Below are 25557 nucleotides of genomic sequence, written 5' to 3'. Positions count from 1 at the left end.
ACTATAATACGTTTTATAGCTATACAAGTAATTAATATATTTCACAGGAGCTATAGACGATATCTATGACAACAAATTACGAACTATATAAAGTCTTTTATTGGGCTGCCAAAACAGGAAGCCTGACCCAGGCCGCCAAAGCACTCTATATCACTCAGCCCAGCGTCAGTCATGCCATTAAACAACTGGAAGACAGCTTTGGACTCACTCTGTTTTATCGAAACTCCAAAGGCGTATCTTTGACTCAGGAAGGTGCCAGCCTGTATTCCTATATTGAACAGTCCCAAATTTTGATCTCTCTTGCGGAAGAAAAAATGGCCGCACTGAAAAATCTGGACAACGGAGAACTCCGAATTGGCGGTAGCGACTCGCTGTTCAAACATTACATGTTATCGTATCTGGAGCAGTTTCATATACATTACCCTAACATTAAATTACATCTAAGCCATGGAACAACGCCTGAAGTTATAACGTTCCTGAAAGAAGGTAAAATTGATCTTGGCGTTGTCCGCATGCCGATCGTTGACCCACAGCTGGAAGTACGGGAGAGCATTCAACTAAAGGATTGTTTTGTTGCCGGCGAACGATATGCCCAGTTGAAGGGAAAAGTGCTAACCCTTGAACAACTGCTTGAACATGAGCTTATCCTGTTTTCCCGGAACAGCCGGGTTCGGATGGCCATCACAGAACTCTTCAATCATTATAATTACACGTTAAAACCAGAAATCGAGGTCGGCAGCGTTGACCTCCTGATTGAATTTGCTCGCCGCGGCTTGGGAATCTCTTATGTCACACGAGAATTTATCTCCAAAGAGCTGGAAGAAGGCTCTCTCTTTGAAATTCAGCTTGACGTTCCTCTTCCTCCTTCTCATGTAGGGATCATGACAAAACGGAATATGCCGATCTCCTCGGCTGCTAATCGCTTTATGGACTTAATTTTCAAAGGACTAACAGACAGCCCGAGAATATAAGTCGTTCATCGCATGACAAAGAGCCTCGAGATCCCATTCAGGATCTTGAGGCTCTTTGTTTTCTTTGTTTTTCAAATAAAATAGTGTGATTCCCTGCATGCAGTGGACTTTGCGGCTTTAGTGACTTACCAGATAGGATGCATCCAGGATCAACGCCACTTTACCGTTACCCAAAATCGTTGCACCGGAAAGATGGTTCATTGCCCCGAGATACGTCCCAAGTGACTTGATCACCACTTCCTGGTTCCCGATAATTTCATCTACTGCATAGGCTGCGATTTTATCAACCGAGCGTACAATAACGAGGGGAATCGTTTTGGATTTACGATCTGTACGTGAGTATTGAAGCTTGTCACACAGCCGGTAAAATGGCACAATGCGTCCATGATTCAGAATGGATTGCTGTCCCTGGATCATCTGAATATCTTCCGGTTTAATGCGCACAATCTCCGCTACGTTATACATCGGCAGAATCAGTACCCGGCCAGAGACATTCACCAGAAGCCCCTTAATAATCGCGAGGGTGAGCGGTAAACGAATTGTAAACGTTGTGCCGACACCAACCTCTGTATCAATATCTATGATGCCATTCAGCCTGCCAATCTGGCTTCTTACGATATCCATACCTACACCGCGACCGGAAACATCACTAACAGATGATGCCGTTGAAAATCCCGGTTCAAAGATGAGATGAACAGCTTCCTGGGCATTCAAACGAGCCGCTTGTTCTTCTGTTATAATACCTTTTTTCAGTGCAGAGGCTTTAATCTGCTCTCCATCAATGCCCTTGCCATCATCGGAGAAACGAATCACGACATGATTTTCTTCATGATACGAAGTCAATTTTATTCGACCTTTGGCAGGTTTGTTCTGCTTGGTTCGAACCTCGGCGCTCTCAATACCATGATCCGCACTGTTCCGAATCAGATGGATCAACGGGTCGCTGAGTTCTTCGATAATCATGCGATCCAGCTCCGTCTCTCCGCCTTTAATGACCAGCTCAATATCTTTCCCGAGCTTTTGCGACAAATCCCGAACCAACCTCGGGAACCTGTTCAACAATTGATCAATAGGCAGCATCCGCGTCTTCATAACTCCGTCCTGCAGTTCCTTAATGACTCTGCCCATATGGTCGGACACCCCGCCAATGCTTTGAATCACTGGGGAAGGTTCCTTGCGGGCACCAGAACGGCTCAAATCGGCAAGAGAGGTCTGATCAATAAGCAGCTCACCGACGAGATTCATCAAATGATCCAAGCGCTCCACACTTACGCGAACAGTAGGCTGAGTCGACTTCATCTTATCTTCTTGAAGAGGGACTGACGTGTCGGGTTTCTCTATTCCAACTGTTATTTCATTCTCTGTTAATTCAGATGTTACAGCAACCTCTTCTGTCGCCATAATATACGGACCAACATCCACGCTTCGAATATCCGAATCTCCAGATAGCGCACTCTCAATCTGAGTTTGATCCAGAGAAGAAGCTGTAATGATCACAAACTCGTTATAATGCGCCTCTCCCAGTTCCTCATCAAGACCCTGCTTTTCAATAGATGTCGCTAATACACTGCCGCATACATCTTCAACCCGTTTGCACAAGATATGATATCTCGCTTCTTTCATCAAACAATCTGAGCTTAATACAATACGAATGGAAAAAATCTGTTTGCCTTTTTCAAGTAACTCACTGAATAGAGTAGACTCCACAGGCTGTATAGCAGGTGACTTGGTCTGCTGGGCCGATGCCGGCTGATGAATCATGTCTTGTATTTCTTTTACCACTGCACGAAAATCAGTATAACTTTCTCCCCGCACATATTGATCTCTAAGCACTCTCATGGCATCTAATGAGCGAAAAAGTGTATCAATGAGTTGTGCGGTAATTTCCGGTTTCTTGGATCGCACCCATTCCAATGCATACTCCACTTCATGAGTCAGATCACTTAATTCACGAAAATCCATAGTCGAAGCCGAGCCCTTAATCGTATGAGCGGCTCGAAATAATGTCTGCACGAGTTCCACGGAAGGTGAAAGTTCAAGTGCAAGCAATGACTGATCCATCCGTTCCAATTGATCATTCAGTTCTTCGATAAATATGTCGCGATAGGCGGACAAATCCATCATTGGTGCATTCCCTCCTAACCGCCCAATATTTCATCCAGCTTCAAAATCCCAACCAGATTATCTCCCTTTTGGCCCACACCCTGAAAGAATATTTCAAGGTTGCGTCCTTGACCTCCAGTAGGCGGATGTATTTCCGAATACGTTGTGACTTTGCTGACTCGGTCTACAATCAAACCGATATATTCATCCTGATAACGCACCACAATAATTCGGGTCGCCCGAGTATCCGATTCGTCCGGCATGCCCAGCAAATTACGCAGGCTCATGACACAGACGACTTTACCACGCAGATTCATAACCCCTTTGATCCCTGGCCTGCTATACGGAATATCAGTAATACTTTGCATTTTTATAATTTCGTGAATTTCTTCGATTCGAATGGCGCAGGTCTCTGCGCCGACAGACAGTTCAATATATTGTTCCTTCTGAAGTGAAGACATCGTTTCACCCTCAATTCGTTATTATGACTGGGTTTTGAAAGCAGATGCAGATACAGCCAACTCTTCTGCAAGATGCGCCAGCGATTGACAAGTTGCTGCCGTTTCTTCGGATGCAGCGGCAGATTCCTCACTGGATGCAGAGATCGACTCTACCGAACTCATCACCTCAGCAGCTTGTGCAGCTTCTTCCTCACATGCAGCGGCAATCTCATTTACCTTTTGAGAAGAATTGTTGACCATCTCAATAATTTGATCAAAGGCCTGCCCTGTTTTGGATGATTGCTGCACACTATCCGAAACGGCTTGTACGCTTTGTTTCGTATTCTCTTGCATCAGTTTAATAATCGTTGTGATTTCTTTGGTGGCTTCACCGCTGCGTTCAGCAAGTTTGCGAACTTCGTCAGCCACAACCGCAAATCCTCTTCCCTGTTCCCCTGCACGTGCTGCTTCAATTGCTGCATTCAATGCGAGCAGGTTCGTCTGCTCAGCGATATCGTCAATAACTTCGATGATGTCGCCAATTTTACGCGAATCTTCTTCAAGCTTCGCCATTTTGGCATTAACAGCTTGCATACCTTCCAGGGAAGTCTGTACGACATGACCACCTTCACGTGCCGTTTTCACCGTATCATTGGACAACTCGGCAGCTTCTTCAGCACTTGCAGCTACAGAGTTGATTGCCAGAGACAATTCCTTAAACAATTCGGAGATGTTCGCTGCTTCACTGGACTGACTTGTGCTTGTACTTGCAATTTCCTGTGTACTTGCAGAGATCTGTTCAGACGATGCTGCAACGCTCTGTGAATTCATGACAATGTTATTAATTAAATCTCTCAGATTGTCTACCATGCGATTGAGCGCAAAGGCCAGTTGTCCAACTTCATCTTTCGAAGAAATATCGGACTTCAGGGTTAGATTACCGTTTGCGACTTCCGTTGCTAGACCCAGCATGGCCATGAGAGGTCTGGAGATCGAACGGGAGATGACAAATCCAATGATAATACTAAAAATAATGGAACCAATGACCAAAACAACGGTAACCGAAAATGCACTTGTATAGGCTGTTTCAGACTTTATATTGTTCTGTTCCGCCAGTTTCACGTTCAGGTTCACCATCTCAGCCATCGTGGCCACTACTTCATCCCCAGGAGGCTTGAGTGTGTCTTTCAAAAAAACCAAAAACCCTGTATCATCATCGCTTTTTGCCAGCTCTACACCTTGCTCAAAGATTCGCATGTAGTTTGAGTATTGTGTATCGAATTTGCTAAGTAGTTCAGTTTCTTCGGGGGTAGTTGCCAGAGGACGGTAGCCATCAATTTGATTCTGAATGTTAGCTTTAATAGTATTAATATTATCTACAATACGAGTGATCTCTGCGGCATTCTTTTCAGAGTTGAGATCACGAATGTTAACCCGCATTCTCTGGTAATTCGCCTGTGCCCCGCTCAATTCTTTTACTGAAATCAGATTGCTGTTATACATTTCTTTCATGTGTTCATTCGTAGTTCTAAGTGTAGTAATTGAATACACTCCAAGGATTGCAAGAATCAGAGATACAACCAAGAACGCTGAGATAATCTTTGTTGCTGTTTTCAAGTTGCCAAACCACTTCATTTTATCTCCCCCTAAGTTTCTTCGTGTCTAGTTATGTAAATAAAGTTTGCTAATCCATTCTATGGATCGCTCTCCAGACAGCATACGATGTATTTCGACAGAATTATTATAAAACTGAATAGTTAAATTTCATTTTTTGTAAACTTTCATTTTTATGTAATTTTATTATAATTAATAAGTAACTTGTTTTAGTATAACAACATACTAAAAAACTAAATTAAATCATAAAACTTTCACTTTCATGAAATTGTTATATGTATTTTCATACACACCACTTTACATAACGATGCCATATCTATGTTCTGTTTTTAAATCAGACCTATATGTTAGTTCATAGTTCTTTCGACTTCTTTGTTCCTAAAACCACAAAGTAAAGCTCACATTTCTGTCACCGAAATATTTAATAACGTGACTTAAGTCTAATAATTTTTCATAAGATATGATTCAATTGACCCAAAAAAGAACAATCAAATTCATTAAAAAATGAGCTTGATTGTTATCTTAAACCATATGAGATTTTTAGCTATTTGGATCGAAATCAGCTCGGTTTTATGCATCTCCTTCCATTTGTTCCAGCTCTGCTATACGGTTTTTAATTCGCTGTGGAATCAGTTTAAAAAGCTTGTCCCATGTCATGAACATCTCCGGTTTTAACACATACTCTTCAAACTGCATGGATGGCACAAATGCTTTGGTTTGCAAATATTTTTTGACACGCGCATCGATCTGTTCACTGGTTTGAAAAAATTGCTCAAACATTTCATTGACAAGCAACCCGTCACAACCCGCTTCCACTCCCGCTGCACTATACAGATTCGGCAATAATTCAAACACAACAGGCAATGGTGAAAAGGCATGTTTTCCTGGCTGTGAGTACAGGCACACATGATGGCCTACCAGATTAACTCTGTCTTTTAATAGCCCTCTTAATATCCTCCCATGAAAGCTAGCCTCGCAGTCCACGACCTCTCCATGATGGCCTACATACACCCATACATGCTCCATCTCATAGAGGTGTCCGATCTCGTAATCCCACCAAATTGCATATTCAATAACATACTGAACCGCTTCAGAAGGAAACTGAATCTCTCTTCGAAAGGATGGAGAAGGTCCAGGACGTTCGAACACCGTCACGCCAACGAAATCCGGATAGAAAGGTTCATTCTGATCAAACATGATTACTGGTGCATAACTCATCGCTGTTTCAAGCCATTCGTTTTCTGTTAAAGCCATCGGTGATATCCTCCATTTTCATTGTTGTACTTCTATATTAACAGAGAGAGGCTCACTGTCGTCAACGCCTGCAACTTAAAAACCTGCAACCCAATATGCTCGGCTGCAGGTTCTAACATTTTTTTAATTAAGGTGCAGTTGAAAGACTTCAGGATTGAGGTTTATGGTTTGGTGCAGTTGATGCTTTGGAAGCTTGAGCTGAGGCATCAGAAACTGCTGTTCCACACCCGATATTCGGACCCAGAATGGCATCATTTTGAATGGAGGCAACCGCTTTGGCATAAGCTTCTTCATCCAGACAATACGCGCGGTGTGCCACCTCCGGCGGTGTAGCGGCAAGAAAATCCGCCCCAAATACAATATCAGGTGTCGGTTGATCAAATATCGTTAGTACATATACATCATCTGTCTCCGCCACAAACCAGTGAAACCAGCCCTTGGGAAAAACAACCACTTGCCCCGGCTTCAAACGATACGTGATCCGTTCACGTGTGAATGGATTGAACACGGATGCTGTAACTTCACCGTTGATCACCACAACCATTTCCGTGACATTGGGATGCCAATGAGGCTGTACAATAATGCCTTTGCTCAGGTAAACGTTAAAAAATCCATTCTCAATCGTTGGCAGTTGCTCACCAAACAGCTGAGTTACGTAGTTGCTTGAATCTCTTCGGTAATTCACTACAGCGTTAGAATCCGCAGCGAGTGGAACGTTTGGGGATTTCAAGATTGGATTGATCATCAGTTTTATTCTCCTCCTTGGGCAAACATCTCGTTGTTGTACTGTATGCTGAAAACTCATGAGATAATACTGCATCTAAGCTACGCACCTAGTCGTGCATCCAAGCAAACTTGTCTCTACTATTAAAAGAATAACAAGCATCCCTGCTACCCGAATTGGAAGTTTATCAGACTAGGATGATATAATTTTAATATGAGAATTCAACTTTATTTTTTTACATTGCAGACTTTCTATGTCGAGAGGAGTTAATTATGTTTCCATCCATTGGGGATATTTATTGCATCTATGATGATCAAATGCAGCAATATACAGCATGTCAGGTCACTGCTCTGAAAGCAACGGAAGACAAAAAAACACGCACACTAGCCGCCATCCTGCAATTGGACTGGTCTGGAGATCAACTTCCAACAGAATCCGAACTTGATGCGATGAAACCACTGATTCGTAATTTCTATTTTTGGAATGACGTTTTAGAGCATAACTATGTAAAAGCGGATATTCCTGAACTGTATATTTTAGCCGGTAACCGACCTCCGCTGATCACTGAAGAACCCCGAAGTTACGATACAGGATGGTTGGCCGGAGAAAGTTTGTATCGTCAACGTCAATGGGAGCAAATTGATGAACGCCGTAGAACTCTTTTTAAACAAGCAGCGAATGATAACGAGGCCATCATGGTTGGTGGAATTGAAATGAGACGTAACACCAGTACGATTCGTAACTTCACCCCTACCTCGGCAGAAGATGTGGCTACTCTTGAGAGTCTTCCGTGTCTGACCCATATCGAGATGGATACATATCATGATGCCATTATTCCTTTTCTGCAGGAGAATCCCTTTGTTTACGAACTTCACATTAAGAACCACGGTCAACGTGAACTGAATCTCAGCCACACGCAATTGACCCGACTTGTTGTGGATGCCAGCGGATTGGAGCAACTTGTTTTGAATGACAGGATGGATTTCCTAAGTCTCACTGGAGAGATAAGCCCAAGTCTTCATATCGATGCAGCTGCCGAAGGAGAACGACTGACCTTGAGTATAGCGGAAACTTTGCCCGAGATTCGCGGTATTTCCCGTCTAGGGAGCCTTCAATTGTATAAAATTACGGAGCTTGATATTGAATCTGTCGTTCAAACCTACCCCGAACTTTCCCAATTACGCTTGTGGGGTAAACCCGGTACGATATCTGGTATTGATTCCATTCAGCACCTGACCTCCTTGCAAATGTTCAGCACGAATGATTTATTTGGCTTTGATGGAGACCAATTTCCAAGTCCCGAGCAACTCCCTGAACTACATACGCTCTGGATGAGCAGTCTGCCGGCAGAAGCAGCCAAGTCAATCAAAACCCGATATAAAAAAGTGGCTGAAACCCGAATCAATCTGGATATCACTCAGCCTCGTAAACCGGAATGGCTCGCAGAAAATCTGAACAATCCGTTTCGGGACTGGGACGGCAGGGAACAGATTAAGGCAGTACATGCCAAAAAAGCCGCGCAGTTGTATAAACAATCTCTGAAGCGGATTCGTGAATTAAGCCAGCAGACGGTTCAAGCAGACACGCTCTCTGAGCTTCTAATCTCCTTCACCCATGAGTATACACAGACGTTCAATCAAATGGATGCCAAGTCAGAATTCATTGAAACGATGGAGCGTGAAGAAATTAATGGGGCACTTGTTGACTTGCTTGATCAATTAGAGGAGCAGTTGGAAACCAACCATCCCGGTTCCTTCAAGGTTAATCGAGAGCAGCTATACGAAGTCTTTGATCGCACGAGGGATTTTTAGAACAGACGTTGGATTTCAGTTGAAGAAACCTCTGATCAGATCATATCTTATGTTTTGTTCAGAAAGGTAAACAAGGGACTGGAGCTTTTGTTTCATGAAGAAACAGGCTTCAGTCCCTTCCGTATCCAGATCACAATTATATCCGTCCATAACACCTTGCAACTAATTCAAAAGACGTTCGATGTATACCTCAGGCTCGGCCATGAATTGTTCAAACGTGCATAACAAGCCATGCTCCAAATGTTCAATATCGGCATAACCTATCATTTTTTTGCTCGGATTCCAGACGATCAGCATATGGGAGTATTGATCCAGTTCAGAGGATAAACGCAGCAGTTTCTGCCTGCCCATCTTCATCTCCACCGTATCCGTCAGCGAAAAAAAATCAATAAATCCAACACCAGCAGGACGGCTTGGCAACTCGATTTTACGTGAACCTTCGGTCAGAAGATGAATTAATGCATTGGGAAGCTTGTATGATTGGAGCGCATGCAGTTTGTTGCTCAGATGATGAAACTCTTCAGGCTCATGTGATCTCAAGTAGTCCGCCATTTCACTATTTTTCTGACTGACCGCAATTGTATATGCCCGCTCCCCATCCGTCTCCTCCAGGGTCACGTCTGCACCTTGTTCAACCAAATATTTGACCATTCTCATACTGTTCTGACGTGCTGCCACAGTGAGCGGTGTTGCCTTGTATGGATAAACCATATCCGGCTCGTTGTAGTTGATGTCCACACCTTCGTTTAATAGATATTGAACGGTCTTCATATCATGATCCGACACTGCTTTTCGCAACGTTTTGCCGCCATATTTACGGATATCCAGCCCAAGCTCGTTCAGCACCGTTATATTCTTTTTGTTTCCGTAGTACGCCTCGTCGTATGCACTGGATTGTAACCGACTTATTCCGTTTAATGTCGCTCCCTGCTCAACCAAATAACGAATCATATCAGCACCACAGTACCGCGCCGCATATAGGATGGCCGGATGATCCTTGGCATTCATCTCGGCTCCTCGCTCTACAAGTAGTCTGACAACCTTGGGCTGATTACAGATCAATGCCAAATCTAGCGGGCTAAGCACGATATTTTTACTCAACGAAATTTTTTCTGCCAAGTCCATGCCTTGCTCTATATATGTTTCAATACTGGCAACATTCCCTTGATAGATCGCGAGGGCTTGATCAGGCAAGGTTTTGAACGTTCCTTGATTACCGATTTTGTACACAAGGTTTACCTCCTGTTGCAATGATTATAAAGAAATCGATGTTTGTTGAGCTGCCCGAATGAATATGCTAATATAGTGGGCAGCTATTTCGAATCTACATCTTAAACACACCAACGTGCCACAGAAAGGACAATATGAATCTTTCAACCCTTCACCATACATTACAACACATCATTCCACCGCTGGATCTGCGAAGTTGTCTCGTCAGTGTGCGTGGAGAGATCGTTTACAAACATTATCGGGATGCTCAGGCTGAGACCCATATTGCCAAAATCAATTCATGTACCAAGAGCTTCATCTCTGCGCTCATCTGTATTGCCATGGATCAAGGGCTATTGCCTGAGGCAGATACGCCGCTTTCCGCCTTTTTCCCGCAACTCACTTCTGATCCTGACCCACGTAAACCAGCCATTACGCTGGAGCAACTGCTTACCATGACAGCCGGATTTAACTGGGATGAGTTTGGCGGACAAAACTCATTTCCACGGATGACACGTACGGATCATTGGGTGAATTTTGCTTTAGAACAGCGTTTGCGGCATGAACCTGGCACACATATGGAATATAATTCGGGAGTTTCCCAAATTCTATCTTCAATATTAGTGCAACATGTAGGCATAAGTGTAGCATCATATGCTGAGCGTTATTTATTTGGCCCACTGGGCATTCACGATTACGAATGGGAGCAAGATCCCCAAGGTGTACACACAGGTGGTTTTGGCCTGAGACTGCTACCAACCGACCTGCTCAAATTCGGACAACTCTACCTTCAGGAAGGGAAATGGGAAGGAAAACAGCTTATTTCCAGCCAACTCGTCAAACGTTCGACGCAACCCTTCATCACGGTACCTCCGCCAAACCATGGCAGTTACGGCTGGCACTGGTGGGTGGACCAATATGCAGGTCAGGATCTTGACGAAAAATCGGCGTCCCAAAAGAAGGTTTCAGAGAATCTCAAACCACTGCATTATTACTATGCCAGAGGATTCGGAGGCCAGTATGTATATGTTGTTCCCGAGTTGGAACTTGTGACCGTGCTGACCAATGACAAGCGCAAAAAGGAAAAGCCACCCATCGATGTATTCCCTAGATTAATCGTGCCTGAGTTGTGGAAGCTAGTTCACTTGACCGATTAGATTCGTATGATTCCAGGAGATATTCCGATCATAAGCCCTTGCCTAAACCGCGCAGTATTAAGCGGAAAAGCAAGGGCTTCACTACTGGCGGCTGTTACTACTTCTGCTCTTCCGTGGTTTTACCCTAACTCTCTAAGCTCATGCAGCTGACCTTCGCCACTCTCGTTATACCAGCGCTTCCTCTACTGCCAACGTTATGGGATACGGACCCGACTCCTGATTCGATATAACCACAAGCTGAACCCCATGCTTCGGATATACACCCGACATAAACGAAACACCTGGATCAAAACCCATCACATGTGTTTTGAAGACCTCATTTTCCCGAAGTTCAATCCATATCCCCAAACCATAATACGCCTCATCCTCGTCATGTGCGTGTGGTGTCAACAGATAACGTGTCATCTCCTCACTCAGCAACGTGTACCCCAGCAAAGCATCCCAAAAACGAATCATATCCGGTGCAGTGACATAAGCCCCACCATCTGATCCACCTTGAACGGGAATGGAGAAAATATTGCTTGTCCATGTCCCATCGTCAGCATCGATATATCCAGTTGCTGTATTACGCGGAAGCTGATCTGTCTTGAAATAACCTGAATCCTGCATACCGCATCGTTTGAAAATATGTTCCTCCACGCACGTTGTAAACGCAACGCCAGTGTATTGTTCCACAATGAGTCCCAGCACGATGAATGCCGCATTGTTGTAATGGAATTGCTGCCCGGGAGCAAATTTCATCGGCAGATCCTGAAACATCGGCAGAAAATCACTAAGATTCCGCATCGTGTAGACGGGTCTGTCTTTCCATAATGCTGAAAAATCGTCCATAACGTCCTCATCAAAATAATCCGGCACACCGGACGTGTGTGTCAGCAATTGGTGCACCGTGATCTCCGGATCCCACGCCGGAAAGGTCAGGTTTAAGACATCTTTTAATGTGGACTCCAACGTAAACTTCCCTTGTTCTACCAATTGACCTATGCTTACAGCAGTGAAGAGTTTACAGCCCGAAGCGATGCCAAAACGTGTATTTATATTATTTACAAGTTCATCACTGCGGCTCGCATACCCTCGCACCATCTGAAACAGTGGCTGACCATGATGTTTGCACAACACAACACCCGAAAAGTCCTTATCTTCCATAACTTCTCTGACTTTTTCCGTTATCTTTACTGCATCCAACATATCGAAGTACTCACCTACACTTTCTTGTCATTGGTTTGTGTACTTGCTTTATCTGGTCCAGATCCTCTCGTATTCATCAGATAATATAACGTAAGGTAGATCGTGAGAAGAAACGTCCCAAAGAACATACAAAACGCCAAAGAGGGGCGGCTTACACTTTCGTGCATCAGCCTGATTAACAGTTCACGATTGGTCAATGCATCCCAGCTGTTTAACCGATACACACGCCCAAGCAAAACACCATAACTCCCAAGCGCTGTTCCGCCCAGTACGAATATCCATGACACTGCACGTCCCCAGCGTTCATAGATGACTTCCTGAATCTGATACATCGACAGAAACCCTACCAGTAACCCTGCCCATACAAACATCAGCACAACCATGAGATCATACCAATAGTGGAACTCAGCAGCGTTTCCGGCAAAATATCTTGAGCTTCTTGACGTCAAATGAAGCAAATCCGTTACGATATATGAAGAGTTCGGGAAAAACAATAGCCACAGCATTGCACTAGGAACTGCCAGCCATATGGCTCCTGCCCACTTCAAACGACACAAACTATAGGTTATCGATGAGAACAAAAAGGGGATCCAGCCCAAAAACAAATTCCAGATCAGGAAGCGGAAATACCTCTGATCCAGCCAATCTGCCGCCGCATAGTACAGACCCAGCGTGACGACAGTAACTGCACTTAGAAAAACAAACATGTGAACATAGTTCAATTTTTTCAAAGAATATAACCTCACTTGTGGTAAATTCCAAATGCCACTTCAAATATTACATATATTTACTCCTTTTCAAACCCATTAAATCATACCATGTAAATAAGTAGAATCAAATTTGGGATAGATGAGTTCGATGCGAAATAACCTCTCCAATGTTGTTACCCTTGGTGTATTTTATACTAAAAAAAGCGACAGTCCTGATTACAGGAGCATGCCGCTTTCTTATGTGTGGTTAACGTTTATCCTTGCATTGATTATAATCTTCGCCCAAAGGCTGCACAGTCCCCAGTTTGTGTGGATTGACAATAAGATACACACCATCGATTCGATCCCCTGAAGTATTCATTTCCACACATACCACTTCAGATACCTGCCCGTCTTTCATCAAGGCAAGCTGTGGCTCACCGTTAATAAACGTAGGCTTCCACACTCTCTCTCTTAATGAGATGAGCACTCTGGGAGAGGTCAGAATGGCAAGCACGCCTTGGTGTACACGCATGGTTTTCATAATCGTCCTCACTACACCGCCCCCGTCCGCTGTGAATACGGGCTGATCTGTCAGCAGTTCAAGCATGGCTGAAACATCATGACGGAGAAATGCTGTGGTAAAACGGCTAAGTACTTCCTCTTTGGTTTTCCAATCGGCGTTGGGAGGCTCCATCGCTGGAAGTTGTTCAGGCAGATTTCGTCTGGCACGACTGTATATTTGTCGACAGTTACTCTCTGTTTTCCCCAACCAACCCGCGATCTCCGAATAGTCATGCTCAAAGGCTTCTCGCAGAACAAAAACAGCACGTTCCATCGGGGATAGACGTTCCAGCATCACCAGATAGGCGTATGAGATCATTTCTTTTTGCTGTATCGATTCCTCTGGCGTAATTATTGCATCATACACACCTAGTGGCTCGGGAAGCCATTCTCCAACATAATGCTCTCTCTGGTTACGGGCAGAGTTCAGCAGATTCAGACAGCGGTTCACGATGAGTTTTGCGATATAAGCCTTGGGTTGATGAACATCCTGATTCACCATACTTTGAAGTCCTGCGAAGCAGTCCTGAACGATATCTTCTGCCTCTGTCACTGTGCCCAGCATCCGGTAAGCGATGGAGAAAGCATAACTTTTATACCGTTTATATAACTCACCAACATCCAGAGAAGACGGTTTCGGCATATTTTTATTTTGATTTGGATCTGACTTGAGATTGGACTGCATGAGATCGCCTCCTCTGGCTCGGTTCGTTTGTCATTTTAGTTAAAACAACCGGGGTACATTCCTGTCGTAATCGCGATACGATTCCAGCTGTTAATGGAGTTAATCGCCATGATCAAATCAACGATTTCTGTTTCACTGAACTGTTCACGCGCTTTATGGTATAACTCAAGAGGAACTCCATGTTCCGATATCCGCGTCACGGCCTCGGCCAGTTCAAGCATAACACGTTGTTTCTCCGTAAATAAAGGCACTTCATGCCACACACTCAGCAAAAGAATATGATCCCCGTAATCGCCCAGCTTCATCAAATCTTTAGCATGCATGTCCAAGCAAAAAGCACAGCCGTTGATCTGAGACACCCGGATTTTCAACAGCTCATATAACACCTTATCTTCGAATTGTCCGGATACATGTTGCTCCATCGCCATCATGGCTTTGAAAGCACCCGGGTTTGCCGCTCTGTAGTTCATTCGTAAATTCATTATTCATTCGCCTCCATCATTTGGTCTACATACTGAAGACAAACAACACATAACGTTTGTGACAGCGATATGAAAAAAATAAAAAAAGGCGCTCTAAATTGAACGCCTTTTTATCGTTATATTTATTGAATTCACGTCTCGTTATCTGAATTCAACTGTAAGGGTAGTTCCGTATAGTATGGACACCCTGGTTCGTGGATAATACGCGGATCTACCCAGGTACCCCAATGTGGATGACGATTCACATATGGAACCATATTCGGTTGCATATTCGGTTGCATATTGGGCTGCATGTTCGACTGAATGCTTGGTTGTACGTTGGGCTGCATGTTCGACTGAATGCTTGGTTGTACGTTGGGCTGTATGTTCGGTTGAATGTTCGGTTGAATGTTCGGTTGAATGTTAGGCTGCACGTTGGGCTGGATATGAAGTGGTTCGATGTTAGGTTGGAGGTTTGGCCCTACGTTAGGCATATGGTTTGATGACGGAGCATTCTGAGTTTTACAATCTGTCGGCGGGCCGATAATTACCGTTTTTTGAATGGGAGCCAAAGCTTCCTGCACTTTGTGTTCATCCAGACAGTAGGTGTGAGCCAGTACGTTTGCAGGTGTCAGCCGCAAGATATCGGAGCCGAATATCGCTTCGGGTACAGGTGCATCAAAGATTGCGAGCAGATGTGTGTGATCTGCCGTTGCCACTTCATAGTGCCACCAGCCTTGAGGTACGTTAGCCGTTTGCCCCGGTGTGATCGGGAAATGCAGCAATTCATTTGTGAAGGGGTTAATGAGGGAAACAACCGCCGAGCCACTTATGCAATACACAAGCTCGGTTGCGTTCTGATGAATGTGAGGTTCAACGACATTGCCCGCACGGAGAAAAATATCCAATAACGAGCTGTTGCCCAACGTATTGAGCTGTTTCACCGAAAGTGCATTAATGTAATTATACTCATCTTTCTTGAAAAGCGGATTTTTGCTCAGATCATACGTAAACTGTGTGGCGGGTAAAGTGAAATCCATGTACGAGGTTGCCAAAATAAAACGCCTGCCCTTCGCTCTCGGTTTAGGTAATAACCTATACCTCAGCTTATGCCCAGTGCCCAGATCGGTGCCCATTTAGACTGGGCTAAATCTCTGTGTCAGCGAGTGATGAATCCGCATAGGCTGATATCATCAATCCAGACATTGGAGGTTTGTGATATGTCATATGTTCCAGGTTCCACATCAACCCAGCAGTTAGGTTACCCTTACCCTTATTATCCACCGCCTTACCCTTATCCATATCCCTACCCTTATCCGCCAGTCGTGCCTTTTCCTCTTCCTTTTCCTATCGGGGGACTTGGGCCTTGGTGGCATGGAGGTTATCCGGGACATTACCCTGGGTATCCGGGAGGGCCACACGGCGGCGGGCCAGGAGGTCACGGGAGCCATGGCGGACCCGGTGGACCAGGAGGTCCCGGCGGGTTTCATGGTCACCGTTTTTTCCAGTGGTAGAACCTGAAGATTTCACGTTCTAACATCAAAAGCGGGCAATTGTCACAGGAGCTATTAAAACAGCTCCTGTCTTTTTTTATTTTATTTTTATATCCGATATCACTCATTTACATCAAATAATTAATATTCAATTTCATGGATTACATTCAGATTGCGGTTAGACATCCGAAGCAGCTCCGTAAACGAAGATGTAACGTAATAAACAAAGTCCGGATCATGCACATACATAATAATCTGCCCATAGATACCTGCCTCTGTTGGATCAAAATCAAGCATCAAGTAGAGCGAACCTCCAGCCATTGTAGCAAACGGAAGCCATGATTTATGAAACAAGTACGGTTTTAGTTCAGGATCCAACTGGCGAATCTCTTCCTCCCCGTAATACTCCTCCAGCTTCTCGTCAACATCACAGAAGTACTGTTTGGTCTCCCGAATCTCATGTAGCGACATCAGATAGAATGGATTACATGAGCCTTGCTCCATATCTCCCGGGTATAACATATGCAGACCATAACCACTGCCATCCGTATGGCGGTAAAAAGCTCGGAAATCATTGGGTAGGCGAACTCCAAACTGCTTTTCAACCTGATCCAGTTCGGCTTCCGATGCCCCTTCCAATTGAAGATACGTGTCATACAGCGACCTGATCTCTTCATCCTGTATTTTCCGGTCTAACAATTGGTTTAATTCTATCCGCAGATCGTTGATAACAGTATCTACTTCCGACTTCATATCCCGTCACCTTCACCTTTCTCCACACTTCGGTCCAACACATATTGTTCATATCCCCAGAACGCCTCTTGCTCATCGCCGCCTTCAATCAGGATCATGACTGCATACGAGAACAGATTAAGCCATTCTTCCATCACCGTAACCTGCTCGTCCGAGATGAGATGATTACTGCGAAGCATGCCCTCGGGTTCAATCGCCCAAGCCCTCGCCAGATGAGTGATGCTCCATAGACAAGCCATCACTCCCCGATCCAATGCAGCATTCGAAAGATCTGGAGCGAGCACGCGTAATAAACGTATTAATTCATGGAAGTTCGCTTCAATCAATTGGCCGCGAAAGGGGCGAAGACTCCCGAGGAAGCCATGTTCCATTTTGGGATGATTCACATCATCGTGAGCAAAGGCATGATATTTTAACAACAGCACAGCCTCTTGACGTTCCATATCATCACCCTTTAGTAAAATCATTCATTCAGGCCTTCACCAGCCCATGCTACCAGCGCAGCGGCTCTTGTTCACGCCACAATACATAGCGCTCCCTTTCACGCAAAGTGCCTGTGCCAATGCCGTATTCATCCATACCGTCCGAACGTTTGTCCTTCGCGGTTGATGCAATACAAATAACCGTACGCATCACCGATTACCATACCTGCTTCAATCTCAACCATGGCATACACACGCGCATTCTCGTCCATGATTGGCCATTCCTCTTCCTGTTTACGATCCAAAATGTTGGCTAAGGGAACTTGAATCGTGACCCCATTGTAGAAATGACAGGCATTAAACCAGACAACTTGGTTGTCCCGGCTGAATGCCGCACAATGCGGATAACTGGATTCCGGCTCCACTTCATACGTCTTATTGGACTCCCGATCCAGCACGGTATGGCTACTCATCTGGCTACCCCAAGCAATCCAGCGCTCGTCATAGGATACTGTGGCATGTCCCATAGCAAGTTGAGTATCTTCATACTCATATTCCTGAATCTCAGACGCATCGGGATGAAGTATAGTCACCTGTTCCTGCTCGATCAGATAGATACCGTACCGGGATTGAAGTAGTAACATCTGCCCTTGATCCATGGGGATCAACTTTTCAAGCGTGCATTCGGGGTGCCCTGAAGATTAGCCTGTTTTACCATCTTCATGACTTTAGCACTAATGGCATGGCGGGAATCATCTGCCAGTTCGGATTCATTCGGCTGTTCTCCTTGAAGCATTTTTCGTACAAACGCATTGACATCGCCCGCGTACCGCTTGCCTTCTTTTCGCCACTGTTCCGCAATTTCTTTATGTAGCCACTCTATCAAATTACCTCTCCTCTCCCTTTAGTGTGTTTACTCCTGCAAGGTGCAATGATGTGCCTGCAAAAATTGTTGTATCTCCTGCACTTGCTTCTGCGCTTCTTGTGCCTCAGTCGGATGATTAGTCTCATAGAACAGTGCAATTTCCCGCTCGTATGCGTAATTAAAACGAACATATCCGCCAATCCCCGATTGGAACAGCATGCATGTATATTCGTTCTCAATGACCAGATCCCATGAAAAGTGCGATGGGCACAGGTCAGCCAGTTCCTTCATAGAGACGCCATGTTCTTTTCCCGTAAAATGATAAAATATATGCTGCCGCTCCTCGTTCCACGGTTCGAAATATGCCGGCCCGGAAGGTTCATCTCTGCGGTAATATCCGCAGTAGATGTGATCGAGAATTTCAGCAAATGACTCATGGTGTGACGGCCACACTGAAATCTGTTCATCATGCCGTGGAAGCCAGATAAGTCCTTCCACATCGGCATGAACAGCCAGGAAATCTCCATCTACTGAACTCCCAATGCTAATGCACTCTTGCAATTGATGCAGGCTGATTACCGTTTCTTCTGTATGTTCCCAGAGATCATATTCTGCAAATGGCTTTAACACCTCGGAATCCGGCCGTTGAATGTTCATCCAGCCCGAATAAGTCCCTTCCCCGTATTGTTGCATCCAGCTTTGATATGCCAAAGGCAGACAAACGGAGTGCTGCTGCTCCATTTGCTGCAACTCGTGATGCGAGACAGTCTTAAATACACGAGACACGGTATACATTCGGAATCAGCTCCTAATCATAGTTCACAACAGGATATGCACGATGGATGTGATCCATCCGATGCCATTACATTGATTGACGTATCACATTTAAGCCAACTCTTCCTGCACAATTTCGGTTTCTATACCTTTCCGATTGCGAATACGAATGGCAAAAGCATCATAACCATTACGTTTAACTTCATTAAAATGTACACGCTCGCCTGTAATCAGCTCGTATGTTCCATCTTCCTGGGCGTCCTCACCGAACTCCTCATCCCATGGTACATTGTAAAATGCTGTCAGATGAACTTCAAATGTATCTTCACCCTCCACATCGAGATAAGGACGAAGCGGCCTTTTATTTACTTTTTCCTCCGGGTATGTTTCACACATCATTGCATCGTAACCGTGCTTCGCCGCATCAATGAGCAGATAACGTTCACCTGTTACCGTATGTTCTGCATAAACCAACAACGGTGTCATATCATGCCACATAATTAGATCATCTTCATCCAGGTCACCATAATAAAAAATATGAAACCGGTCATGCCCGTCATCTGTCTGCAGTTTTCCTTGCCACTCCACTTCATGTGTTTTTTCTGCCTCCACGCTTTTTGTCAGCCCTTGCAAATATACAGGTCCATGCTCTACACCATACATATTCATTATTTCGCCTCCACTTTGTTCATTCGAATGGTGACGACTTTATGCTCATCATCCACCGTCAGTTTTACATCGATGCCCAGCTCTTCACGAAACAAAGCCGTAATATTCAGGTAGGGATCACGAGCCGCTTCCGTGCCGTGATTGCTCGTCCGGCTCATGCCTTGATGAATGATAGACTTCACCAATTTGCCGTCTCCTTTGCCCGTTTGTTCATAGGTATAGATTACCTTTCCCTCGCGATCTACCAGGGTTACTACTGTAACAAAGTCTTTTGCATTCGTGTATTTGTTTTCACTCCGCACATACTTATGATCCGATCGCGAGAAGTTAACCTGGCCAGCCAGAAACGGATTGTCTCCGCCCGGTTTAACCTCATACTCCTTGTAAGCCAGCTGAAACAAGTTTTCAAGACCACTCGTGTCGATACGGTAATACAGCTGGCGGCCTTCTTCTCCTTTGTCCATCGCCGTAAAGCTGTTGATCAGCGGCCATGCCTGGTATGATTCCCCTTGCACATCCACAGCGATAGCGTAATCGGATAACACTTTTTCTTTTTGAAATACACCATAGGTCTGCAGAATAAAATAAGCAGGTATACAAAACATCGCAATCACAAACAAAGTAACACCCATTTTAATTCGTTTATTCATCTCTTTTTCCCCTGTTCATGTTGTTCATAATGGATCTATTTTGTGTTAGACTGCATTTGCATTTTAGTCAAGATACGAGTCACAGCCTGCCTGTTTTTAGCCTCTTTAATATAAGCAGGTATGCTATGAGATGCTGTCTTTATCATCACCCCGCCATACTTCACCCGCAAATCAGCAGAGACATAAGCCATCAGATAGTTCAGATGCTCCCGATTCACAGCCCAAATCTGCTTGCCGCGGATGTAGTCCAGAAAGTACAGATCCAGATCAAAGATCGGGTCTCTGCCCTGACGAATATCCTGATAATACCCTCGACTGACCTCCCGTTTATGCAACTTCGCCTGATTGCTAGTCCCGCAGTGTGGACATGTAATATGTACTAACGAATGGGGCGTCATCTTCTCATCTGTCACGACCACACTAAACCACCGCTCACATACAGCACAATAGCCTTTGCCAGTATACTCGTAGTCTTGTTCTTGGACCGCCTGAGCGTAACATTCGCTACATTTCCAATGCAATTCTCCATTACGACATTCAATATAAGCGTGCCCGCCGCATGTAGGGCATTTGACATCGATTCGCTCCCCGCGGTGAAGCACGGCATAATAACTGTATTTGAATGCAGGTTCGTCTTCGAAACGTTTCAAATGTAACCTCTCCTTTCATTGAACCTTATGCTGAATCAATCGTTTCATCCCACATCGTTCCGTATAACCATCTTTAAAATTATATGAAACTCTTTACCCAAGCACAACAAATGCAGGCAAACTGTCTTAAAATAACGTCCTTAGTCCTACACAAGTGTGTGCCTTGTCACACCCATCATCCCATCGATATCGTAATCTGAACGTAGGACATTCCAGTAACCATCATTTCTCCAATCTATTTTTGTGAAAATCATCACTTGTTAATCGAAAGGGTTGTGATTATATGCTCTCGTTTCCTAACATCTATAAATACACGTTACTCTTAACCATCTTTACCGCCGCACTATCTCATTGCAGTTCCACAAGTCCCGTTCAGCACAACCCAAATGAAGAAGTTTTCTCCAGTTCTGCGCCAAGTCAGCCGCCCGTAGATCCGATTATCCGCAGAGAAGGCCAAACCGTCTATATCGAAATGACCGCCCAAGTGACCGATATTGAAATTGCAAAAGGTATCATCTATAACGCCTGGACCTTTAATGGGACTTCTCCTGGCCCCGTCCTGCGTGTAAAGGAAGGAGATACGATCGTTTTTACGTTAAAAAATAAAGATGCCCGCATGAACCACTCGATGGATATGCACGCTGTTCATGCTTCTCCGAGCAGTAAGTTTATCGATGTCATGCCGGGAGAAAAAGATACGTTCACTTATCCGGCCTCCAATCCCGGCGTATTTATGTACCATTGCGGAAGCAAGCCGACCCTCGCCCATATTGCCAACGGTATGTACGGCATGATTATTGTTGAACCCAAAGCAGGATACCCTTCGGATCATCTTGTTGACCGTTCGTATACCCTTGTGCAGAGCGAATGGTACAAAGAGCATGATTACAATTCTTTTGTGAACGGTGAACCGGAGTATGTTGTTTTTAATGGTAATACCTATACCTTGAAAGAACATCCACTGCTGGCCAAGGTAGGTGATACCGTGCGCATCTATATCAGCAACGCCGGTCCAAATGAAGTCTCTTCCTTCCATGTCGTAGGTACAATCATGGATCGAGTATATAAAGACGGTAACCCAAGAAACATCGAGTACGGAATCCAGACGGTTATGCTTCCCGCCAGCGGAGGAGCGGTTGTCGAGTTTACGGTCACCGAGGAAGGTGACTATCCCATCGTAACCCATCAATTCAAACACGTCGACAAAGGTGCCTCTGCTGTACTTCGTGTAACGAAGGATGGTAAAAATCACGGTGGTGAGACCATGGCTCATTAATATATAAAGAGGTGATTACGAGATGATCTGCACTCATGAAAAAAACGATGCCTGTTTCACCAAAGTTTCACTGTTTCAGCATCTGGACCCTGCGGACGCTGCATTGCTTACTTCCCTTCTCCATACCCGGAGTTATGATAAAGGAGAATATGTTGTACAGGAAGGTGAACGTTCAGATACCCTTTTTGTGATACATCAGGGCAGTGTGAAGCTATCCAAGTATAACGAGAACGGCAAAGAACATATAATCCGGTTTCTGTTCTCAGGTGATTTTTTCGGTCAGAATTCATTACTACATCAGACGCCGCATCAATCCAATGCCGAGGTTCTTGAGACCTCGTCGATATGCTCTATCCGTAAAGAGGACTTTGACCAAGTACTTGAACATGATCCCAAACTTGCTTATCATTTCTTGCTTGCCATCACCCGTCTGCTCAATGAGACCGACGAGTGGAACAGTAACCTTAGCGCAATGACGACGGAGCAAAAAATTGCGAAGTTGCTGCTCGATTTTCATACCCGTAATCATGCAAACCATGAGATCCGATTGCCTGTTTTCAAAAAAGATATGGCTTTGCTCTTAGGCATCACACCTGAGACGTTAAGTCGTAAATTAAACCTCATGCAACATCAGAGGCTGCTTCAGGTAAACGGCAACGAGATTCGTATTCTGCAGCTGCAGGAGTTAAAAGATATGACCTCTTGATCGATTCATCGTGCACTTGCATATGTAAACTATTTAACCCAGGTTGTGAGTATCGTCACAGTGAACGTCTACTTTACAGTATAAAGTGAATAACAAGAAAAGAATTCTCAGGAGGCTAACCTTATGACGACTACTATAGTAAAATTGGACAAACAAATTATTATGCATAAAATGCAAGAGCTCTGCTCCTTGCTTTTACAGGATGAAGGTTACAAAGAGATGCGTGAGATGATTGATCAATTTGCCGCAGACGATCAAGCGACCGAGCAATATGAACGCTTTATGGAGAAACATCAGGCCCTTGAAGAGAAAGAGCGCCAAAATATTGAACTGCTCGAATCCGAGATTAAAATCTATGAAGAAGAAGAACGTGCCCTCTATGATCATCCGCTGATTCGCAGATTTATCTATGCACAACGTGAATTCAGCCAATTGCACCAGCAGATCAGCAACTATTTCACAAAATCCGTTGAATTAAATCGTCTGCCCGAAGCCAAAGAGCTAGGTAAAGAAGCCTGTGGTTGCGGCGGAAGCTGCTCAGGTCACTAATAGCTGCACAGCTTCTAAACGGTATTAACTAAAAGCATATCAACCTACAAGAAAGAGTATCCGTAACTCAGCATAGATCTGAGGGGATACTCTTTTTCTTTACATACATCATTTACATACATAAGTCGAAGGTGTCACAACATGTTCAGGATTATATGTCCAGCAGTAAAGAAACCAATAATCCCATCGATGCAATCAACCCTACGACAGGGCCTCCTTCTTCAAAAGCCTCCGGCATCATGGTTGAGCAGAGCATGGCTATAATGCCTCCTCCGGCAAAAGCACCAATTGCTGCTCCCATCTCTTTCGGTAGCTGTTCCAAGAATAGATACCCACCCATTGCGGCAAGTGCTGAAATCAGCAATACACCTAGCCACATCAACAGAATTTTGCCTTTGCTATATTTGCTATCCTTCAGTCCAGCGGTACTGGATAAACCTTCCGGGATATTACTGACAAAAATGGATACCACCAGCACCACACTGACACCGTTCCCAGCCAGCAAACTGGCACCCAGCATGATCGACTCGGGAATCGCATCCATCACCGTGCCTGCGAATATGCCTAGCCCGCTTTGCTGGCTTGAGTCTTTCTTATTGGAACGTTTCCGATCCGAACCACCTTTGGACGAGATGAGCAGATCAAATAATGTGTACACCACAGCTCCAGCCGTAAATCCGATTGCTGTTGGCAGCATACCTCCATCGTTCAGTGCGTCCCCGAGAAGTTCGAACGTAGCTGCACCAATCAGCGTACCTGTCCCGAAAGCCATAATCCAACCGATAACCCTTTTCGGAATCTTCATAAACAAGGCTGCAAGCGCACCAATCACAACCGCTGAGGCGGAGATGCCGCCCCACATGAATGCAGTCCACATCCGGGAAGGCTCCTCTCTTGTTCCAGATTGTTTTATCTCTCATTAAACCGGGGTGACAGATTAAAAACAATCACCTGATCCAGTGGACTTTATTTTCACAAAACAATCGGTTAAACGAGCAGTGCTTCTCCATACAATTCACCATTTCATGTCAATCCGATGACGGTGTGACCTATGTCACCTGATGTGGACTTAAATCACGTTATGATAAAATGATGTCATTTACAGCAGGATGAACCAGAGCAGGAACTGCACCGCTCCAATAATTTCGATGATCCCTACCTTCATGGGACGCAGAGTTTGACCTGCATATCGAAATGCCCGCGCAGCGGAATAAACATAAGCCAGCCCCATCCATGGATACCCAACGACAGCCGGAATGAATAGAAGTGCAACATGGACAAGACGTGACAACCTGATCCAGCGTGGATTGCTGCGTTCCCGAAAGACAGATTTCACAAAAAACGTACTTCCTGTAAAATATAAAAAGGAAAATAACACCACGATGGCCATTCTGTAATCCCATTCACCGCTTCCAATGAGATAAGCTGCCGCTCCGCCCAGTGAGAACACCAGCATCGCACACAGATCATTGGTGAGTGACCTTTCGGCCTTGTGTCTCACATGCCAGATATTAATCAGGAGCAGTCCAGCCAACATGGGGCCAAACCATAACAGCGATGATTGACCAATTATGGGCGGGATGAGACAGACTAGAGCAATTGAACCGTATATGGCGGCCCACTGATACAAGCGCTGCCGATTAGCGTTTCGTTTGAGTGATTGCAACAAAGGATATGCGGTCAGATACAGACCAAGCCAAGCCAAAAATAGAGGCACATGAAGCCACTGAGGACTGCTTGCCGCCACTCCGACGAGAAAGGGTATACTGACCATTGCCCATCCACCATGCTCATGAGGGATAACGATCGGTTTTAAATTTGTACTTCCGTTGCTTTTCAATTCAATCATAACCTCCTAACCGATTTAGCATTACAAAATG

Annotated in this window: 27 protein-coding genes and 1 pseudogene; 7 read left to right on the top strand and 21 right to left on the bottom strand. The window is 44.8% G+C overall.

From position 1 onward, the window contains the following. Window positions 1-65 precede the first annotated feature (65 nt). Entirely contained in the window at window positions 66-971 is a 906-nt protein-coding gene (locus ACUTVW_RS12125; RefSeq protein ID WP_445646036.1) for a LysR family transcriptional regulator, read from the top strand. A 117-nt stretch (window positions 972-1088) separates the two neighbouring features. On the opposite strand, the gene ACUTVW_RS12120 is transcribed toward ACUTVW_RS12125, so the two are convergent. The 5 genes from ACUTVW_RS12120 to ACUTVW_RS12100 all read right to left on the bottom strand — a co-directional run bounded on the left by ACUTVW_RS12120 (window position 1089) and on the right by ACUTVW_RS12100 (window position 7127). After that, window positions 1089-3095, bottom strand: coding sequence for a chemotaxis protein CheW (locus ACUTVW_RS12120; protein WP_445646035.1), 2007 nt, complete (start codon window positions 3093-3095; stop codon window positions 1089-1091). Between the two features lie 14 nt (window positions 3096-3109). Next, complete coding sequence (locus ACUTVW_RS12115) at window positions 3110-3535, bottom strand: chemotaxis protein CheW (RefSeq protein WP_445646034.1); 426 nt, start codon at window positions 3533-3535, stop codon at window positions 3110-3112. A gap of 21 nt (window positions 3536-3556) precedes the next feature. Then, entirely contained in the window at window positions 3557-5149 is a 1593-nt protein-coding gene (locus ACUTVW_RS12110) for a methyl-accepting chemotaxis protein (protein ID WP_445646033.1), read from the bottom strand. Window positions 5150-5698: 549 nt separating this feature from the next. After that, entirely contained in the window at window positions 5699-6382 is a 684-nt protein-coding gene (locus tag ACUTVW_RS12105; RefSeq protein WP_445646032.1) for a hypothetical protein, read from the bottom strand. A gap of 148 nt (window positions 6383-6530) precedes the next feature. Beyond that, window positions 6531-7127 carry a cupin domain-containing protein gene (locus ACUTVW_RS12100; RefSeq protein ID WP_445646031.1) on the bottom strand — a complete coding sequence of 199 codons (597 nt, stop codon included), beginning with the start codon at window positions 7125-7127 and terminating at the stop codon, window positions 6531-6533. Window positions 7128-7378: 251 nt separating this feature from the next. Here ACUTVW_RS12100 and ACUTVW_RS12095 point away from each other — a divergent pair, with 251 nt between their 5' ends. Beyond that, on the top strand, window positions 7379-8917 hold the full coding sequence (locus tag ACUTVW_RS12095) for a hypothetical protein (protein ID WP_445646030.1): 1539 nt from the start codon (window positions 7379-7381) through the stop codon (window positions 8915-8917). Window positions 8918-9079: 162 nt separating this feature from the next. Here the strand turns inward: ACUTVW_RS12095 and ACUTVW_RS12090 are convergent, their stop codons facing one another. Continuing rightward, window positions 9080-10147, bottom strand: a complete 1068-nt coding sequence (locus ACUTVW_RS12090; protein WP_445646029.1) for an ankyrin repeat domain-containing protein — start codon at window positions 10145-10147, stop codon at window positions 9080-9082. Window positions 10148-10281: 134 nt separating this feature from the next. Here ACUTVW_RS12090 and ACUTVW_RS12085 point away from each other — a divergent pair, with 134 nt between their 5' ends. Continuing rightward, a complete protein-coding gene (locus ACUTVW_RS12085; RefSeq protein WP_445646028.1) occupies window positions 10282-11283 on the top strand; it encodes a serine hydrolase domain-containing protein in 1002 nt (333 codons plus the stop codon). Between the two features lie 165 nt (window positions 11284-11448). On the opposite strand, the gene ACUTVW_RS12080 is transcribed toward ACUTVW_RS12085, so the two are convergent. From ACUTVW_RS12080 to ACUTVW_RS12060, 5 genes and pseudogenes are all read right to left on the bottom strand, one after another. After that, window positions 11449-12471 carry a serine hydrolase domain-containing protein gene (locus ACUTVW_RS12080; RefSeq protein ID WP_445646027.1) on the bottom strand — a complete coding sequence of 341 codons (1023 nt, stop codon included), beginning with the start codon at window positions 12469-12471 and terminating at the stop codon, window positions 11449-11451. Between the two features lie 14 nt (window positions 12472-12485). Next, on the bottom strand, window positions 12486-13202 hold the full coding sequence (locus ACUTVW_RS12075) for a DUF1361 domain-containing protein (protein ID WP_445646026.1): 717 nt from the start codon (window positions 13200-13202) through the stop codon (window positions 12486-12488). A 226-nt stretch (window positions 13203-13428) separates the two neighbouring features. Further along, complete coding sequence (locus tag ACUTVW_RS12070; protein ID WP_445646025.1) at window positions 13429-14409, bottom strand: sigma-70 family RNA polymerase sigma factor; 981 nt, start codon at window positions 14407-14409, stop codon at window positions 13429-13431. 35 nt (window positions 14410-14444) lie between these two features. Next, a complete protein-coding gene (locus ACUTVW_RS12065; RefSeq protein WP_445646024.1) occupies window positions 14445-14891 on the bottom strand; it encodes a carboxymuconolactone decarboxylase family protein in 447 nt (148 codons plus the stop codon). Window positions 14892-15304: 413 nt separating this feature from the next. Beyond that, window positions 15305-15910: pseudogene (locus ACUTVW_RS12060) on the bottom strand (cupin domain-containing protein); the annotation flags it as partial. 180 nt (window positions 15911-16090) lie between these two features. On the opposite strand from ACUTVW_RS12060, the gene ACUTVW_RS12055 reads away from it, so the two are divergent. Then, on the top strand, window positions 16091-16384 hold the full coding sequence (locus tag ACUTVW_RS12055; RefSeq protein WP_445646023.1) for a hypothetical protein: 294 nt from the start codon (window positions 16091-16093) through the stop codon (window positions 16382-16384). Between the two features lie 120 nt (window positions 16385-16504). Here the strand turns inward: ACUTVW_RS12055 and ACUTVW_RS12050 are convergent, their stop codons facing one another. The 8 genes from ACUTVW_RS12050 to ACUTVW_RS12015 form a co-directional block, all read right to left on the bottom strand. Beyond that, complete coding sequence (locus ACUTVW_RS12050) at window positions 16505-17116, bottom strand: SMI1/KNR4 family protein (protein ID WP_445646022.1); 612 nt, start codon at window positions 17114-17116, stop codon at window positions 16505-16507. Further along, window positions 17113-17583 carry a hypothetical protein gene (locus tag ACUTVW_RS12045; RefSeq protein WP_445646021.1) on the bottom strand — a complete coding sequence of 157 codons (471 nt, stop codon included), beginning with the start codon at window positions 17581-17583 and terminating at the stop codon, window positions 17113-17115. The genes ACUTVW_RS12050 and ACUTVW_RS12045 overlap by 4 nt, the downstream gene beginning before the upstream one ends. 104 nt (window positions 17584-17687) lie before the next feature. Then, a complete protein-coding gene (locus tag ACUTVW_RS12040; RefSeq protein WP_445646020.1) occupies window positions 17688-18182 on the bottom strand; it encodes a hypothetical protein in 495 nt (164 codons plus the stop codon). A 20-nt stretch (window positions 18183-18202) separates the two neighbouring features. Further along, window positions 18203-18424: a hypothetical protein gene (locus tag ACUTVW_RS12035; RefSeq protein WP_445646019.1), complete on the bottom strand. Its 222-nt coding sequence runs from the start codon at window positions 18422-18424 to the stop codon at window positions 18203-18205. Between the two features lie 27 nt (window positions 18425-18451). After that, entirely contained in the window at window positions 18452-19198 is a 747-nt protein-coding gene (locus ACUTVW_RS12030; protein ID WP_445646018.1) for a hypothetical protein, read from the bottom strand. Between the two features lie 90 nt (window positions 19199-19288). Continuing rightward, window positions 19289-19846, bottom strand: coding sequence for a hypothetical protein (locus tag ACUTVW_RS12025; RefSeq protein WP_445646017.1), 558 nt, complete (start codon window positions 19844-19846; stop codon window positions 19289-19291). Continuing rightward, window positions 19846-20496 carry a hypothetical protein gene (locus ACUTVW_RS12020; protein WP_445646016.1) on the bottom strand — a complete coding sequence of 217 codons (651 nt, stop codon included), beginning with the start codon at window positions 20494-20496 and terminating at the stop codon, window positions 19846-19848. Before ACUTVW_RS12020 ends, ACUTVW_RS12025 begins: the two co-directional genes overlap by 1 nt. Window positions 20497-20531: 35 nt before the next feature. Further along, entirely contained in the window at window positions 20532-21146 is a 615-nt protein-coding gene (locus tag ACUTVW_RS12015; protein ID WP_445646015.1) for a hypothetical protein, read from the bottom strand. 283 nt (window positions 21147-21429) lie between these two features. Between ACUTVW_RS12015 and ACUTVW_RS12010 the strand changes: the two genes are divergently transcribed. The 3 genes from ACUTVW_RS12010 (at window position 21430) to ACUTVW_RS12000 (ending at window position 23677) form a co-directional block, all read left to right on the top strand. After that, window positions 21430-22422 (top strand): multicopper oxidase domain-containing protein, encoded by a 993-nt coding sequence (locus ACUTVW_RS12010; protein ID WP_445646014.1) that lies wholly within the window; start codon window positions 21430-21432, stop codon window positions 22420-22422. A 22-nt stretch (window positions 22423-22444) separates the two neighbouring features. After that, entirely contained in the window at window positions 22445-23128 is a 684-nt protein-coding gene (locus ACUTVW_RS12005) for a Crp/Fnr family transcriptional regulator (RefSeq protein WP_445646013.1), read from the top strand. 123 nt (window positions 23129-23251) lie between these two features. Beyond that, entirely contained in the window at window positions 23252-23677 is a 426-nt protein-coding gene (locus ACUTVW_RS12000; RefSeq protein WP_445646012.1) for a YlbF family regulator, read from the top strand. A 151-nt stretch (window positions 23678-23828) separates the two neighbouring features. Here ACUTVW_RS12000 and ACUTVW_RS11995 read toward each other — a convergent pair whose 3' ends face one another. Both ACUTVW_RS11995 and ACUTVW_RS11990 read right to left on the bottom strand, forming a co-directional pair. Further along, window positions 23829-24554, bottom strand: coding sequence for a ZIP family metal transporter (locus tag ACUTVW_RS11995; RefSeq protein WP_445646011.1), 726 nt, complete (start codon window positions 24552-24554; stop codon window positions 23829-23831). Between the two features lie 222 nt (window positions 24555-24776). After that, entirely contained in the window at window positions 24777-25526 is a 750-nt protein-coding gene (locus ACUTVW_RS11990) for a YwiC-like family protein (RefSeq protein ID WP_445646010.1), read from the bottom strand. Between the last annotated feature and the right edge of the window lie 31 nt (window positions 25527-25557).

The sequence above is a fragment of the Paenibacillus sp. TSA_86.1 genome (assembly GCF_052691815.1).
Note: the sequence above shows the minus strand (reverse complement) of the source record. Positions and strands in the feature narration are given on the sequence as shown.